The organism is Variovorax sp. CCNWLW225, from assembly GCF_037204045.1.
In the GTDB taxonomy this organism is placed as follows: domain Bacteria; phylum Pseudomonadota; class Gammaproteobacteria; order Burkholderiales; family Burkholderiaceae_C; genus Variovorax.
In genome coordinates, this window is record NZ_JBBCBV010000023.1 from 46,595 (window position 1) to 62,273 (window position 15,679).

Genomic DNA, 15,679 nt, shown 5'->3' on the forward strand with positions numbered 1-15,679 from the left:
TTGCGCGCTAGTCGAAGGCGTAGGTAAAGTCGGCGTCCTTCACATCCAGCGCCACGCGGCGAATTTCACCGCCCGACGCCAGGCGCTGCAGGTACTCGACCGAAATTGTCGGCAGCACGGTGTTGGTCAGGATCGCGTCGATCACGCGCCCGCCGGACTCCGGGTCCTGGCAACGCGCAACCACCTGGTCGACCACCGCGTCGCTGTATTCGAAGGGCACGCCGTGGTTGGTTTCCACCCGCTTCTTGATGCGGCCCAGTTGCAGCCGCACGATCTTCTTCATCATCTCGGGCGACAGCGGGTAGTAGGGAATGGTGACGATGCGGCCCAAGAGCGCGGGCGGAAACACCTTCATGAGCGGCGCCTTGAGCGCATCGGCCAGCGCGTTCGAGTCGGGCAGCAGCTCGGGGTCGCGGCACATGCTCATCACCAGCTCGCTGCCGGCATTGGTGGTGAGCAGGATGATCGTGTTCTTGAAATCGATCATGCGGCCCTCGCCGTCTTCCATCCAGCCCTTGTCGAACACCTGGAAGAAGATCTCGTGCACGTCGGGGTGGGCCTTCTCGACCTCGTCGAGCAGCACCACGCTGTAGGGCCGGCGGCGCACGGCTTCGGTCAGGATGCCGCCCTCGCCGTAGCCCACGTAGCCGGGCGGCGCGCCCTTGAGCGTGGAAACGGTGTGCGCCTCCTGGAACTCGCTCATGTTGATCGTGATGATGTTCTGCTCGCCGCCGTACAGCGCCTCGGCCAGTGCCAGCGCGGTCTCGGTCTTGCCCACGCCCGAGGTGCCGCACAGCATGAACACGCCGATGGGTTTTTGCGGGTTGTCGAGCCGCGCGCGAGACGTTTGAATGCGGCGCGCGATCATTTCAAGGCCGTGCTTCTGGCCGATGACGCGCTGGTTGAGCGTGTCCGCGAGCTTCAGCACGGCTTCGACTTCGTTCTTCACCATGCGGCCGACGGGAATGCCCGTCCAGTCCGCCACCACCGAGGCCACGGCCTGCTCGTCGACCGAAGGCAGGATGAGTGGCGACTCGCCCTGCACCGCATGGATCTTCGCCTGTAGCGCATGCAGCTCTTCAAGCAGCGCTGCCCGGTCTTGGCTCCCTCCCCCGCTGGGGGAGGGTTGGGGTGGGGGCACGTCGGCCTTCGCATCGCCCTCGGCCGTCGCCGCATCCACCGGCTTGTTCCCCGCCCGCAGCTTGGCACGCAACTCAAGCAGCCGGTCGACCAGTCCTTTTTCTTCCTGCCAGCGCGCATTCAAGCCTTCGAGTTGCAGCTTCGATTCGACCAGCAGCGCTTCCACCTGCGCCGAGCGCTTGGTCACGTCGATGCCGATGGTCGCCTCGCGGCCGATGATTTCCTGCTCGACCGTGAGCCCCTCGATGCGGCGCATGCAGTCTTCCACCTCCGGCGGCGTGGCGTGCTGCGACACGGCCACGCGGGCGCAGGCCGTGTCCAGCAGGCTCACGGCCTTGTCGGGCAGCTGGCGGGCGGGAATGTAGCGGTGGCTCAGCTTCACGGCCGCTTCGATGGCTTCGTCGAGCAGCTGCACGCGGTGGTGCTTCTCGAGCACGCTGGCCACGCCGCGCAGCATCAGGATGGCCTTCACCTCGTCGGGCTCGGGCACCTGCACCACCTGAAAGCGCCGCGTGAGCGCCGGGTCTTTCTCGATGTACTTTTTGTACTCGGCCCAGGTGGTGGCGCCGATGGTGCGCAGATTGCCGCGCGCCAGCGCCGGCTTCAGCAGATTGGCCGCGTCGCCGGTGCCGGCCGCGCCGCCCGCGCCCACCAGCGTGTGGATCTCGTCGATGAAAAGAATGATGGGCGTGGGCGAGCTCTGCACCTCGTCGATCACCTGGCGCAGGCGCTGCTCGAACTCGCCCTTCATGCTCGCGCCGGCCTGCAGCAGGCCGATGTCGAGCGTGAGCAGCTTCACGTCCTTCAGCTGCGGCGGCACGTCGCCGCGCGCAAGGCGCTGCGCAAAGCCTTCGACCACCGCGGTCTTGCCGACACCGGCCTCGCCCGTGAGCAGCGGGTTGTTCTGGCGGCGCCGCATCAGGATGTCGACGATCTGGCGGATTTCTTCGTCGCGCCCGGTCACCGGGTCCATCTCGCCCTTCTTGGCCTTCTCGGTCAGGTCGACCGCGAACTTCTTCAGTGCATCGCCCTTGCCCATGGCGGCCGGCGCCATCGCGCCCGAGTCTTCGCCCGGTGCGCCGCTGCCCATGCCGGTGCCGTCCTGCGCGCGCATCTGCGACTCGGGCGAAGGGTCGCAGATCTTCACGAAGTTGTCGGCCAGGTCTTCGACCTTGATCTTCTCGAACTGTTTCGACAGGCCGAAGAGCGGATTGCGCAGGCTCTGCGTCTTGAGCATGCCCACCAGGATGTAGCCGGTGCGCACCTGCGCCTCGCCGAACTGCAGCGTGGCATAGGTCCAGGCGCGCTCGATGGCGTTCTCGATGTGCGGAGAAAAGTCGCTGATGGCAGTGGCGCCGCGCGGCAGGCGGTCGAGCGCGGCGGTCAGGTCCTTGGCAATCACCGACACGTCGAGTCCGTAGTGCTGGATCACGCGGTGCAGGTCGGAGTCCTGCGCCTGCAGCAGCTGGGCGAACCAGTGCTCCAGTTCCACATACGGATTGCCCCGCATCTTGCAGAACACCGTGGCGCCTTCGATGGCTTTGTAGGCCAGCGAGTTGAGCTTGCCGAAAAGGGCGGTGCGGCTGATTTCACTCATGGAGGACTCCGTATCTCTTCAAGACGAATGAAGATGGGTTTATTGAAGTGGAAGCGCGTGCGGCCGCAGGTTCGCGCCGGCCGGATGGCTTGCAATGCGCACGTCGGCCGCATCGCGCGAGCGCGGCCGTTGCCCGAGCCATGCAATCCAGCCGAGGCGCGGCGCATTGCCCTTCGCCTGGCCCAGCCGCGTGGGCGGCACCTGCGCGCCTTGCAGTGCAAGCTGCGCGTCCCACTCGAGCTCGTCGCCGAGCAGCTGCTGCATCCAGCGCTGCAGCACGGGCTGCGCATCGCCGATGGGAAGAAACATGCGGTACTGGTCGAGCGTGAGCGGGCCCACGTGCAGCCGCACGCGGTGCTGCCGGTCCCACGCGCGCGTGCCGAGCATGGCGCCCATGCCCATGGAGCGCGAGGTCTCGCCCTGGCCAAGCCGCGTGAGCTCGCCGGTCGGCAGGCTCATCCAGTGGCCGACCCAGCGCTCCAGCTTGACCGGCACGCCGAAGTAGCGGCACAGCACCGACTCCACGCCTTCCACGTTGTGCACGCGCCGCGCCAGCCAGCCTGAAAAATGCAGGCGCGCGTCGTCGTGCACCTCGTCGCGCCCGATGCGCCCCGGCGCGCCGATGCCGACCAGCGCACCGACCTGCAGCCTGAACCTGTCTTCGTTCGGCCGGTCGAGCGCCACGGCCGGCCGCGACTGCGCCCACGCCCGGTAGAAGTGCAGCGAGAAACGATGCGAGAAGCTGTCCAGGAAAGCCAGCCACGTCGGGTCGCCCTGGTTGATGCTGCGCTCGCGAATGAAGTCGCTCAGGTGCACCGGCAGCGGGCCGTTGGGGCCGATGTAGCTGAAGAAATGCTGGCGCAGGCGCGGCGGTGAATAGGCGGTGGCGGGCTCGAAGCGGCTGAAGCTGGCGGGCGCAAACGAAAGCGAAGGCTCCTGCCCCACGCGCACCGGCTCCGCATTCGGCAACAGCGCGCGGCCCCAGCGCGGCGTGGTTGCGGCAATCGATTCCAGCCGCCGCAGCACCGCAAAGTAGTCGAAGGCCCAGGGCTCGGCCGACCACTCGCGCAGCGCGTTGTCCACGCGCGCGCCGACGGACCAGCCCTGGGCGGCGCTCACAGAATCTGGCGTGTCCCGCACAGCGGCCTCCAGCGCATGATTTCGCCCTTGCCCGCAATACGCAGCACGGCCTCGACAAAGTGGTTGACCTCCACGTGGCGCGCCAGGTAGCGCGCCATCACGGCGCCAAAAAGAAAGACGCTGTGGCCGTGGAACGCATCCTTGTCGACCTCGAGCGTCACTTCGAGACCGCGGCCGAACGCGATCGGGCCGGGCAGCGGCAGCCTGCGCGCCACGGGCTTGCTCTTCACCGACAACAGGCCGCGCACCTGGCCCTGGCGCATTTCATCCGCGTGCGCGGCGTAGAGCATCAAGGTTTCGCGCAATGCGGCGGCGCCCTGCTCGGGCGTGCTGTCCGAGAGCGACAGGTAGTTGAGCGCCAGGTGGTCGACCACGCGCCAACCGAGGCCCTGGCTGACCACGGGCGACACCGGCCGCGAAGGCCCGCGCACCATTCGCACGCGCTGCGCTGGAAAAGAGTCGATGCAATCGAAATCGTTGTCGCGGCCCAGCGGCATCAGGAGCGGCAAGTCGCGGTTGGTGCACAGCGCCGTCACCGCCAGCTGGCGCAGCGCGGTCGAATACGGCGCCTGCTGCGGATCGACGATCTGCATGTACACCTCGGAGCCGATATGGCTGCTGCGGTGCCCCTCGGTGCGCTGGCGCACAGAGAGCATGCGCGGCTCGCGCGTGGTCGTGTAGTAGGCCGGGTGCGCATGGCGGCTGCCATGAAAGGCCGAATAGAACGGGCGAAACGACTGTTCGGCGGCCACTTCCGCCGTGCCGGGTGCGCCGTGCCCGGTGACCTCGGTCACCGTGTGCACTTCAAAATCCTGCGGGCGCGTGCGGTCGGGCACCAGGTGGAACTGGCTCACGCCTTCCGACACGGGTACGCGGTCGAGCCGCTTGCTGAAGAGGTTGGCCACCGGCACGCAATGCAGCTGCACGTTGTCCGCACTCACCAGTTTTTCGAGCGCCGCATCGCCGCGCGAGAAGAGCAGCACGACCTCGACTTCCGTCACGGCCATGTCCGCCAGCAGCGGCTGCAGGCCGCCGATGCGGGCGAACTGGAATCGCTGCGGAAACGCGAAGTACTCCTGCAGCAGCCTGAAGCCCGAGAAGCCGGTGGCCGTGACCGGCAGCAGCGCCTCGTCTTCCTCGAAGCCGACCGGCTGGATGGCGCTGCCGGGCAGCGTCTTCATCGCGCCCTGCATTGCGCCGCCGGGCGCCATCGGCCGCACCAGCACGCCCACGGGCTGGCCCAGCGCGCATTCGTGCAGTTGCCACGCCACGTCTTCGGCGCCGCCGAAGTGCAGCAGCAGCTCGTCCATGGCGATCTGGCTGAAGTTCAGCCCTGCCGTCGCGCGCAGCGCAATGCGCAACCCGCCGCGAATCGCGCGCGACTGCGGGTGCGCATTCAGCGGCAGGTCCGGCGCATAGGTGAAGTACTGGGCCCGCAGAATTTCGATGGGCCAGACGCGCAGTGCACTGGCCGTGCGGAATTCGCAATGCGTGTTCTGTCCCACCGCCTGCCGTGCGCGCAGCCCGCTGCCGCGCGGCAGCGTCGGGCCGGTGGCAAGCTTGGCGTCCTCGGCATCGGGCACCACCGACACAATGGCCATGGCCGGCGTGGGCGCCAGGAAGTGCGGATAGACGATGTCGAGCAGATGCCCCGTGAAGCGCGGGTATTCGGCATCGAGCTTCAGCCCCACGCGTGCCGAGAGGAATGCGGTGGCCTCGATCAGTCGCTCGACGTACGGGTCGGCGACCTCCTGGCCTTCGATGCCCAAGCGGTGCGCAATCTTCGGAAAAGCGCGCGCAAACTCCGAAGAGCTTTCGCGGAAGTAGCGCAGTTCCTGTTCATACAGGTTCAGCAACCTGGGGTCCATGGCGGACTTACCTCTGGGATTGCGCCATGTCCACGATCTCTATGCGGCCTTCTTCCAGGTCGACGCGGCTGCGCATCAGGAACTCGAGCGGCACGGGCTGCGCCCACAGCATGCCGCGGATCTGCAGGCCGATGCTGTTGTGGGAGTCCAATGCCGAGCCTTCCATGACGAGTTCAACTTCGAGAGTGCGGGACAGGATGCGTGGCTCGAACTGCAGGATTGCGTTCTTCAAAGCCTGCTCCATGCTGACACGCTGCACCGACGAGGTGTACTGGCCAGACAGCATAGGCAATCCGTAATTGATGACGGAGCGCGCCGCATTGGGAAAGCGCTTGTCGTCCATGGCAAGGCCGTAGCTGGTGGCATTGAAAAGCCAGCCGAGGTCGCGCAGCACGGCCTGGCGCAGCGCCTGCTTGGTGAGCGTGCGCTTGTCGTCGCTCTCGCGCTTCTCGTCGGGCGCATGGTCGACAAGGCGATCGAGCAGCGACGGCTGCAGCCGTTCCTGCGCGGTGAGTTCAGCCATCGGCGCCGTCCTCGGCAGGCGTGCCGGCCTCCGCGGCGGCGGTGGCAGCCGGCGTGAACAGGATCTCGCGCACGTCCATCAGCGCGTACTCGCCGGCGTCGCTGCCCAGCACGCGCTGGCCGCTGCCGATCCACACCTGGGGCCGCAGTTCGCGCCACTCGGTCTTGCGCGCAAGCTGCAGTTCGCCGTCGGCGCTGTTCTCGCTGCCCTCGTAGCGCGTGGGAATCAGCGCAAGCGTCTCGCCGCCGTTTTCGAACTGCAGGTGCGCGGGCATCCAGACGCAATCGCGCAGGTCTTCGGGCGGCTCGATCTTGATGTGCGCAAGCCGCACATAGGGAATCCAGTAGTACTTGCCATTGACGAAAGCTTCGAGCACCGGTCCCAGGCGCATGTCGGCATCGGCCAGCCATTCGAAGGGGGCGCCGTCGATGGTGCCGCCGATGGCCGGTGCGGCGTCGAAGGCGCGCTGCCGCAGGTCTTCGGCCATGCCGTCTTCACCGCGGCCCTGGCGCAGCAGCGATTCGATCAGCAGCGCCAGCCATTCGTCCGGCTGGCCGAACACCATGGGCGTGCGCTTGCCCGCGAACACTTCGGCGCGCAGGCCCTCGCAGCGCACGGCCTCGCCATACACCTGCTTCATCGGCACGGCCAGCGCGTCGAGCTCGGCCGCCACGGTGAGCTGGTTGAGCGCGCGCTCCCATTGGCCCAGCACGCAGAGCAACTGCGCCATGAAGACGCGGTGCTTGCTGTCGGACGGCTTGGCGCGCACTTCGTCGCTCAGTGCCTTGAGCGCGGCCACCGGATCGGCGGCCTTCAGCAGTTCGGATGCGGTCATGGTGTGGGGCCCCGGTTGGTTTCGATCACTCGGCGGACTCGAACACGCACTCGCGCACCGCGCCGCGCGCGCCCGCCTCTTTTTGCGGTGCCGAGCGGATGCTGAAGCGCCTGAATGCGAAGCTGATGATTTCGGTCGGCACGCCCAGCACGCTGTTGGTGAGCAGCATGTGGCTGGTCACCCGCACCTTCTCCATGGTGAACTCCAGCATCGCCTGGGCCTCGGTCGACTTGACGTCGCCGCCCGACTTGTAGACGCTCACAACCACCTTGCCGGCTTCCGCATTGACTCGCAGCAGGCTCGCGATGGAGGCCGTGGCCGCATCGGTGCGGCGCACGACGATGAAGTTCGACAACGCGCGCGCCGCCGCGGCGCGGCCCGACTGCGAGTGCTGATGCCCGCCCCAGAAATAGCCGGCAATTTCCAGTCGCGGCTTGCCGTCCTCGAACTGGCGCGGCAGTTCGCCCTCGATAGGGGTGCCCGAGTGCTCGATCAGCATGACGAGGTCGCAGCCGCTCGCCCCCCCCAACGCAAGATCGAGCATGCGCAGTGCGTCGTCGGGATCGGGGACTCCGTTGGAAGTCATGGACATGGGCTTCTCCTTCTCGGTGATGTGTGATTCGGTGGATGTGTGCGGATGGAGGTGTGCGGAGGGGGCCTGGTCACGGCGCGGCGAGGTTCGTCCAGCGCAGCATGGCGCCGTACACCTGTCGCTCGCGCTCGGGCGTGAGCTGGCCGCGCACCCGCAGTTCCGCGGTGTGGGTCGTGGCTTCGGTGGTGCCGGCGCCAAACAGGCGCGGTGCGCTGCGGGCCTGGGCCGGCGCTGCCAGCACCAGCAGCCTGGCCGGCCGCCCGGGCTTGAGCCACGGGAGCGCAAAGCGCTTGGAAGCAGGCGACTCGCGCGTGCCGCGTTCGAAGCGATTGGCTTCGCCCAGGTCTTCGGGATAGACGGACCGCAGGACGCCCTGCGCATCGACACCGACCACCACCAGATCGATCGATTGGCCGCTGCCGTTGCGAACCATGAGCTCGGCACGCTCGCCCGGCCGCAGCTGCAAGGCGCCGCCGGCGGTGTCGCGCACGTTCGCGCTGCGCAGCACGCGGCTGTCGTCGCGCACTTCGAGCACGGCATCGAAACCGTCGAGCCGCCCATCCTTTGCCAGCTCGGCAAGGCGCGACATCCACTTGAGCTGTGCCAGTGCCTGGAGCCGCACGCGGGCTTCGGCCATGTCTCGCACCACGATGCCGGACGGCGCAGAGCCTGCCTCGGCAGCCGCAGCAAATGCGGGAGACAGCAACTCCAGCCGGCCGCCCGCCGCGCCAAGGTCCACCCAGCGCACATCGGCCTGCGCCTCGCCCGCCGTGCGGATGGAGGCGGGGTAGTCGAGGCTGAGCCCGCCGGGCAGTGCGGAATCGCTGCGCACCCGCAATGCCGCCGAGGCCGGCTCGCCCATCGGCGTCACGCTCCATGACGTGGCCTGCGCGAGTTCAGCCAAGGCCGGGGGAACAGCCAGCCGCGCGCTGCCGAGATCGGCTTGCGCCAGCCTGCCCTGCGCCGTGCGCTGGAGGCCGTCGGCCAGGGTGGCGACGATGCGAAGCTCCTGGCCCGGCTCCAGTCCGTCGAGCAGGCCGGCCTTGAGCGTGAGACTGCCGCCCGCGCGTTCGGCACGCCACACGGGGCGCGTGGAAAGAGGGGCCGAGGCATTGGCAAAGACCGGCAGGTCGAGGTTTCCCTCCGCCACCGGCGACGGCAACTCGCGCGCGGGAAAGCGCGATTCGAGCTCTTCGATCACCGGCGGATACAGGTCCAGCACGCCGTTGAACAGGTCGCGCCAGGTCGCGGGCTTCTGCTGCAACGCCTCGGCCACGGCCCAGGTCAGCAGGCCCTGGGGCCGCGCGTTGCGGGCCTTGCGCGGCAAGCGCAGTTCGGGCGTGACCTGGTGGCTCTCCGAGGCGAAGAAGGCCACATAGCGCGCGCGGGGCACACCGGCCGCAGCCTCGGGCAGCGCCTGCATCGGCGGCGGTGCCGCAGCGGGCCCGCTCGCGGCAAGCTGACCGGCACGCACGCCGCGAAAGCGCACTTCATCGTCCGCGGGGCCGGCGTCTTCCGGCGGCTGTGCGGCGCTGCTGCGCGTCATCGAGGCCGCGGAGCAGGTGTCGAACACCGACCACACGAACACGTTCTTGCCCAGAAAGGCGCGGATCCAGCGGTCGAAGTCGACATCGCGCAGGCCGCCCGGCAAGCTGCCGCCGGACGCATCCGTGCCGCGGGCGTCGCGCGCCAGAAAGTTTTCCGCCAGGCCATCGGGTTCCTGGTAGCGCTTGGTGCTGTCGCGCCCCCGCGTGCCGTGGCCTGAAAAATAGAGCATCACGAAGTCGCCCGGACGGGACTGCTCGAGCAGCCGGGCCAAGGCCTCGTTGATGCGCTCGGCCTCGGGCAGCGAGGCGCCTGCAACACCGTCGGCCAGCACCGTGACATCGGCGGGCGCAAAGCCCTGCTTCATCAGCGTCTGCCGCATGAGCATCACGTCGTTGCGCGGTGCCTGGAGCCATAGCGCCTGCGGCTGGTTGACGAGTTCGGAGACACCGACGAGCAGCGCGCGTTGGGTGGCGAAGGCGGCGGTGCCGGAGACCAGCAGCGCCAGCAACAACAGCAGCCGCAAACAACGCGATCGCATGGCTCCTTCCCCTTCCGGGGGAAGGCTGGGATGGGGGCAGGCAGAGCGCCCGATCGATATGCCGCGTGCCCCCACCCCAGCCCTCCCCCGGCGGGGGAGCGAGAAGAACGGACGCAGCCTGAACATCATGGCCGCTCCGGAGTGGGACCGGCCGACTCGACCAGCGGCGATGCCGCGAGCACCGCGAGACCCCCGACCGGATCGGCCGCGCGCAGCCGCCAGACGCCGTTCCCACCCGGCCCGCCGACCACCTCGGCCTGCGCCGCGTGCAAGAGCCTGTCGGCCTCGTCGATGCGCACGCCGTCCTTCCAGCGCACGACCAGGTTCGCTGCTGGCGCGGCCTCCGGCACGGTGGGCACGCTGCGGAAGCGCACTTCGTCGTCCTCGGCGTTGCGCCCGACGGGCAGGCCCACGTTCTGCACCACCACAACCAGCGCGAGCACCGCGAAGGCTGGGCGCACCCAGCCTTCGGCACCGAACCAGCGGCGGATGCTGCCCCACCAGCCGCCTTCGGGCCTTGGCTGCGGCCTGGCGCGCGATGTGCCCGGTGCCGCGTCCGATGCGCTGCCGCTGTGCGAAGCCGGCTGCAAGGCGGTGCTCAGTTGCGATGCGGCATCGCGATAGAGCGCCTGGTAGTCGGCGCGTGGATCTTGCGCACCCAGCGGCGTGCCCGAGAGCACCGAGAACACACCGCCCACGGTGCGCAATGCGATGTGCCCCGGTTCGGGCGCAATGGCCAGCGGCGCTTGCGCAGCCCACTCGTCGTGCACCGCGCGAATCGCGGCCAGCCGCGTGGCCGAGACTTCGCCGAGCACGCGCGCACAAAGCTGTGGGCTGGGTTCGAGCGTGAGAACGTTCCACGCCTGGATCAATCCGAAGGCGGGCTCGAAGGGCTCGTCATCGGGCTCGAGCAGCACGTCGTATGCGCCGGCCCAGTCCGCCTCGCCCGCGGCCATCCAGCCTTGCCACAGGTTGCCGTGGATGCAGCGGTCGAGCAGCACGCCGAGCAGGCGCCCTTCGTGCACCACGCTCAGAAGGCGGCCCGGCGCCCAGCGCGCCGTGAAGGCACGCTGGGCAACAGCCTCGCGGCGCCGGGCCAATTCGGTCAGCGGAAGCAGAAGGTCGAGCACGGCACGCGGCGGCGCAGCCGCGGTGCCTTGCGCGGCGCGGGGTGCCGTTCCCGGCATGGCCACGGTGGCCGTGCCGGCTTCGTGCCCCGGGGCGTCGGGCATCGCGGGCGCGGCGCCCCCGGCCTGGAACGCACTTCGGATCACGCTGAGAGGGGGCCAGAGTTCGGTGTTCATGGCGGTCTGTTCCTGAATGGCTATGTCTTCAGGCATAAGACGCTTCAGCACCGAGGATTTTGAAAACCTGCAGGATCGCGGCCATGTTGTCGGGCTCGATGGCAATGCCCAGCGTCTGCTGGATCCAGCCGCCGAGGCGGGTCTTGGCATAGTCCGCGGTGAGCCCTTCGCGTTTGTGCACCAGGCCCAGCCGGCCCGCGCGGTAGTGATAGGAAGCAATGGCGTGGCGCGAGGCAATGCCCGACAAGCCGCCCTCGGCCTCCTTGCCGAAACCTTCGCACAGCAGGATGCGCTCGGGCTCGGGCAGCTCGGCAATGAACGCGCGCGCGGCCTGCTGCACCGCACCGGCGCTCAGGCCGTGCTCGGCCAGGCAGTCGCCCGGGTCATCGCCCGAGCCGATAGCGTCTTCGAGCTGCGCCTCGGTGACTTGGTCGCCGATCGAGAGCTTGCGGCGGAACGAGCTCGCGCGCGTGCAGTCGATGAGGTAGCGCCGGAAGTAGGCGCACAGCGCAAAGGCGCTGGAAGGCGCGCTGTGGCTCGCACGCTCATCAGCCTCGTCGGGGTCGGCATCGAGCCGCAGCACCTTCACGTAGATGAACTGCGCCACCAGCTCCTGCCGGCCTTCGCCCAGCACCTGGAGCTCCGGCGGATTGCAGGCCACCAGCGCATCGCCCACGATGCGGTACATGGTGCCCATGTCGTTCGAGGACAGCGTCTGCCGACGCCGCCAGAGGCGGACGAGTTCAACACTTTCCGCGGACGACAGCGTTTCGATCATTGGCTCACCCCCAGGCTCCGCGCACTTCGTGTCGCTTCTCCCACCCCCTTGCAGGGGGCAACACCAGCGGCCCGGCAAAGCCGGTTCCGCGGTGTTCCCAGGAGAAGGCCCGCCGTGCCCATCGCTGAAGAGTCGGACGCATCAGTCGTCCACGCACACGCCTTCGGTCGGCACCAGGCATTGCGGCAAGCCGGCGCCCACCGGACCGCCGCGCGTGCGAATGGCCGAAGACACCGCTGCCGAGGCCACGGCCAGGCCGCGCGGCAGCAGGATCCAGAGCTGACCGCGCTCCTTCATGCGACGCGCGTTGGTGGCGGCTTGCTGGCCGTTGCCGAAGAAATAGTCGGCCCGCACCGCGCCGCGAATCGCACCGCCGGTGTCCTGCGCAATGGTCAGCCGCTGCATCGGCGCGCCGGTGCCGGGCGCGCGCGTAGAAACGAACACCGGGTAGCCGAGCGGCGTGCTGCGCGGATCCACCGCAATCGAGCGGCCGGCAGACAACGGCACGCCGAAGGCACCCACCGGCCCGCCCGCGGGCGATGTCGATTCCTTGAAGAACACATAGCTCGGGTCCTTGATGCCCGAACCGATGACCGGTCCGGCCGTGCGCCGCCCCGGCACCACGACGGCGCCGCTGGCGGTGGGCCGCGCGAGCGTGAAGCCGCGCGTGCGGATGGTGTTGGTCGAGGTGCCGCCGGCGTCTTCGTCGTCATCGCCGTCGTCCAGGTCCAGCTCGATGGACGAGCCGCGCACCTTCACCGGGCTGCGGGGCTTGCCGTTGGGCGCCTGCGCCAGCGTGGGACGGAAGGGCTGGCCGTTCTGCTCGGCGTAGGCCACGCGAATGATGTCGCCGTTGGCCAGCTTGATGCGGCCCGAGCCCTGGATCTGCATTTCGTAGAGCGCGGTGGCGCTGCTCACGAAGGCCAGCACCTTGGCGTTGGGCGCACCCTTGGTTTCGATTTCTTCACGCGTGTAGTACGGCAGCAGCTGCTTGCCCTCGATGCGCAGGCGCACCTTGCGGTCGAGCGTGTCGCGCGTGATGGCCGAAAGGTCGAGCGCATAAAGGCCCGGCGCGCCCATATCGCGCGTGCTCAGGCCAGTCTGCACCACCACGTTGCGGCCTTCGACCCGCGCCGCCACCGTGCCGTTGCCGGCCGGCAGCTTGCGCGCATCTGCAAACAGCATGTCTTCGGGCTGGCCGTACACCGGGTAGATGAAGGGCGCCGCGTATTGCCGGCTGCCCGCGATCTCGGGCTCGAAGTAGCCGGTGACCACGCCGTCGGGCTTGCGGTCGTCATCGCGGATCTGGTAGGCCGAGAACTCCTGCTCGAAGAAGGCGCGGATGGCCGTGCTGTTCTTGCTGTCGACCCTGAGGGCGCGCGCGCACACGTCCTTCCACTCGGCACCGCGGCCGGTGAGCACCTTGCAGCTGCCGAGAAACGCCGGCCAGCTGTCCGAGAAATCGTCGCGCGCCCAGCCGGGCACGGCATCGAAGCTCACCGACGTGTAGGTGGCCAGTTGGGTGGAGAAGGTGCGCGCCTGTCCGGCCACGCTCGAGCCGACGGGGGCCGGACGCGATGCGGCCGCGGGCGCTCCGCTTGCCGTGGCGCCGGAGCTAGCTGGCCCGGTGTTGGCACTGGCGTCAGCGGGGCTTGCCGGCGGCGTGTTGACGCAGCCTGCTGCGAACACAGCCGCGGCGGCGGCAGCCCAGCGAAGGGCGGAAGAAATGAAAATCGGCGACTGCGTGTACATGAAAGCCTCCTTGTCCGGAAAGACGGCCCCTTCGGGCCAATGCTCTACAGACGATTACTTCTCGACGATTTTGAAATTCGCGACGCCATAGACGTCGTTGCATGGGGTGTTGGGCGCGCACACCGGCTTGCCCAGCAAAGGCGACGGCCCCGTGCCGCGCGTGGCTTCGAGCGCCGCCAGCACGGGAAGGGGAAACTGCGGAAACACGCCGTCGTTCTGGACGCCAGAGGCGCCGAAGTCGCGCTCATGCTCGCTCACGAGCACCGCGAACTGGTTGGTGCCGGCGGGGCCGCCGGCATCCATGGGCCACGAAGCGCGCGGCAGCGAGAGCGGGCTGCCGGCGGTGATCTTGTTGTGCTTGTCGAGCAGGTTGGGGAACAGCAAGAACATCTCGCCGCCGCTGGACAGCAGGAACACGTACACAAAGCCGTCGCGCTTGCTGCGCACTTCGAAGGCGAGCCTGTCCTTGCCGATTGCGACCTCCGGCTTCTTCGGCGCGGCCGCCACGTCGAAACCCGGCGCCGCACCCGCGGCGAGCGACTGCAGCGAGTCGAGCGGCGTGCGGGGTGCCGGCGGAGGAGGCGGCGGTGGCGGGGGCGCTTCGGTCACGCGGATCTCGGGCGGCGGTGGTGGCGCGACGATCGCCTGCTTGCCGCCGCCGCTGTCGCCTTCCGCGGCCGTGCGGCCCTGGTACCACCACCAACCACCGCCAGCCACCACGGCGGCCACCGCCAGCGATGCGATGACGGGAACGGCCTTGCTTTTGCCGGAGCCGCCGCCATCGTGCGAACCCGGCACTGACGTCTTTCCACCGCCGCCGATGATGGTCGGCGCGTCGGCATTGCCGGCGGTCTTTCGCGAGCCAGGGGTCACAGGCGGCGAGGTGCGCGGCACCGGCGCGATGCTGTGGCCCACCTCCAGGTCGAGCGCCGCGCGGAACTCCGCCATCGACTGGGGCCGCGACTCGGGCCGCACGCCCAGTCCCGCATCGATTGCCTGCAGCAGTCGCAGGCTGTAGCGCTGGCGAAGGATTTCGTTGCCCGCCAGCGGCACATAGCTGTCGGACAGGAGCCGGGCCACCGAGGGCGGCGGCGCGCGTCCGCAAACGGCCACATGCATTACCGCCGCAAGTGCATAGACATCGGTCCACGCGCCCTGCGACATGTCGGGCATTTCTGCGTACTGCTCGATGGGTGCGTAGCCCGGCTTGAGGATGACCGTGATCGCCTGCGTCTTGTCGGTGATCACGCGGCGCGCGGCGCCGAAGTCGAGCACCACCGGCCGGCCCGAGCCTTCGAGCAGGATGATGTTGTCGGGCGCGATGTCGCGGTGATAGCAGTTGGCGCCATGCATCACGCCCAGCGCCTGCGTCACGCCGTCCATGATGCGGATGAGCCAGGCCTCGTCCACGCCCGCCGGAATGGACCCCAGCGCCTGGCGCAGCGTGTCGCCGCGGTAGAACGGCATGACCATGTAGGTGGTGCCGCGCTCCTGCCAGAAACGGTAGACCTTCAGCAGCGAGGGATGGTCGAACTGCGCGAGCAGGCGGGCTTCGTTGATGAAGCTGCGCATGCCGAGGTCGAAGGTTTCGCGGTGGCGCTCCGACAGGGGGACGACTGTTCCGTCCTGCTGCCTTGTCGAGAGCGATGTGGGCAGGTATTCCTTGATGGCGACGACGCGTTCGAGGGCGTGGTCCCAGGCTTCATAGACGACGCCGAAGCCGCCCTGGCCTACGACGCGGGTGATTTCGAATTCTGCGAGGCGGCTGCCTACGGGGAGGAGGCCGGCTTCGTTGGCTTCTGTGGCTGGGCTTGTGACGGGGGCGTTGGACAGGCTTGTGGGGCTGGCTGTGATTACCGTTACGGAGGTGTCCGTTTGCTGGGCGGGCCGCGACATGACCTGGGTGCGGTCGTCTTCTGGCGGCTTGTTTGTTTTGGGTGTTTCGGTCATTGGCTGGCTCCCGTATGGACGTTGACGGGGGCTTGCTTTCCGAGGCCGGGTCTCGCCCCGGCGGGCGACCTACTTTTCTTTGCTTCGCCAAAGAAACGTAGGCAAAAGAAAGGC

11 protein-coding genes are annotated in these 15,679 nt (G+C 68.5%); all 11 read right to left on the bottom strand.

The window, feature by feature from the left end; translation table 11 throughout:
• Positions 1–7: 7 nt before the first annotated feature.
• The gene (tssH, locus tag V9L20_RS24590) at positions 8–2,737 is read right to left on the bottom strand and encodes a type VI secretion system ATPase TssH (protein ID WP_337298583.1); all 2,730 of its coding nucleotides are present in this window, start codon (positions 2,735–2,737) and stop codon (positions 8–10) included.
• Positions 2,738–2,776: 39 nt separating this feature from the next.
• Positions 2,777–3,856: a type VI secretion system baseplate subunit TssG gene (tssG, locus tag V9L20_RS24595; protein ID WP_337298584.1), complete on the bottom strand. Its 1,080-nt coding sequence runs from the start codon at positions 3,854–3,856 to the stop codon at positions 2,777–2,779.
• Complete coding sequence (gene tssF, locus V9L20_RS24600; protein ID WP_337298585.1) at positions 3,853–5,745, bottom strand: type VI secretion system baseplate subunit TssF; 1,893 nt, start codon at positions 5,743–5,745, stop codon at positions 3,853–3,855. Before tssF ends, tssG begins: the two co-directional genes overlap by 4 nt.
• 7 nt (positions 5,746–5,752) lie before the next feature.
• Positions 5,753–6,268, bottom strand: a complete 516-nt coding sequence (gene tssE / locus V9L20_RS24605) for a type VI secretion system baseplate subunit TssE (protein WP_157611784.1) — start codon at positions 6,266–6,268, stop codon at positions 5,753–5,755.
• Positions 6,261–7,103 carry a type VI secretion system accessory protein TagJ gene (locus V9L20_RS24610; protein WP_337298586.1) on the bottom strand — a complete coding sequence of 281 codons (843 nt, stop codon included), beginning with the start codon at positions 7,101–7,103 and terminating at the stop codon, positions 6,261–6,263. Before V9L20_RS24610 ends, tssE begins: the two co-directional genes overlap by 8 nt.
• 25 nt (positions 7,104–7,128) lie before the next feature.
• Positions 7,129–7,695 carry a type VI secretion system tube protein Hcp gene (locus V9L20_RS24615; protein WP_258503786.1) on the bottom strand — a complete coding sequence of 189 codons (567 nt, stop codon included), beginning with the start codon at positions 7,693–7,695 and terminating at the stop codon, positions 7,129–7,131.
• Between the two features lie 70 nt (positions 7,696–7,765).
• A complete protein-coding gene (locus tag V9L20_RS24620; protein WP_337298587.1) occupies positions 7,766–9,781 on the bottom strand; it encodes a caspase family protein in 2,016 nt (671 codons plus the stop codon).
• Positions 9,782–9,906: 125 nt separating this feature from the next.
• The gene (locus V9L20_RS24625; RefSeq protein ID WP_337298588.1) at positions 9,907–11,085 is read right to left on the bottom strand and encodes a hypothetical protein; all 1,179 of its coding nucleotides are present in this window, start codon (positions 11,083–11,085) and stop codon (positions 9,907–9,909) included.
• Positions 11,086–11,113: 28 nt separating this feature from the next.
• Entirely contained in the window at positions 11,114–11,863 is a 750-nt protein-coding gene (locus tag V9L20_RS24630; RefSeq protein ID WP_337298589.1) for a hypothetical protein, read from the bottom strand.
• Between the two features lie 141 nt (positions 11,864–12,004).
• Positions 12,005–13,615 (bottom strand): murein transglycosylase A, encoded by a 1,611-nt coding sequence (mltA, locus tag V9L20_RS24635; RefSeq protein WP_258503782.1) that lies wholly within the window; start codon positions 13,613–13,615, stop codon positions 12,005–12,007.
• Positions 13,616–13,669: 54 nt separating this feature from the next.
• A complete protein-coding gene (locus tag V9L20_RS24640; protein WP_337298590.1) occupies positions 13,670–15,565 on the bottom strand; it encodes a serine/threonine-protein kinase in 1,896 nt (631 codons plus the stop codon).
• Positions 15,566–15,679: the final 114 nt, after the last annotated feature.

Bases quoted from the DNA above. Each gene is read 5' to 3' on its own strand.
- tssF (WP_337298585.1), bottom strand. From the start codon at position 5,745: ATGGACCCCAGGTTGCTGAACCTGTATGAACAGGAACTGCGCTACTTC.
- V9L20_RS24615 (WP_258503786.1), bottom strand. From the start codon at position 7,695: ATGTCCATGACTTCCAACGGAGTCCCCGATCCCGACGACGCACTGCGC.
- V9L20_RS24610 (WP_337298586.1), bottom strand. From the start codon at position 7,103: ATGACCGCATCCGAACTGCTGAAGGCCGCCGATCCGGTGGCCGCGCTC.
- mltA (WP_258503782.1), bottom strand. From the start codon at position 13,615: ATGTACACGCAGTCGCCGATTTTCATTTCTTCCGCCCTTCGCTGGGCT.
- V9L20_RS24630 (WP_337298589.1), bottom strand. From the start codon at position 11,863: ATGATCGAAACGCTGTCGTCCGCGGAAAGTGTTGAACTCGTCCGCCTC.
- V9L20_RS24620 (WP_337298587.1), bottom strand. From the start codon at position 9,781: ATGCGATCGCGTTGTTTGCGGCTGCTGTTGTTGCTGGCGCTGCTGGTC.
- V9L20_RS24625 (WP_337298588.1), bottom strand. From the start codon at position 11,085: ATGAACACCGAACTCTGGCCCCCTCTCAGCGTGATCCGAAGTGCGTTC.
- tssH (WP_337298583.1), bottom strand. From the start codon at position 2,737: ATGAGTGAAATCAGCCGCACCGCCCTTTTCGGCAAGCTCAACTCGCTG.
- tssE (WP_157611784.1), bottom strand. From the start codon at position 6,268: ATGGCTGAACTCACCGCGCAGGAACGGCTGCAGCCGTCGCTGCTCGAT.
- V9L20_RS24640 (WP_337298590.1), bottom strand. From the start codon at position 15,565: ATGACCGAAACACCCAAAACAAACAAGCCGCCAGAAGACGACCGCACC.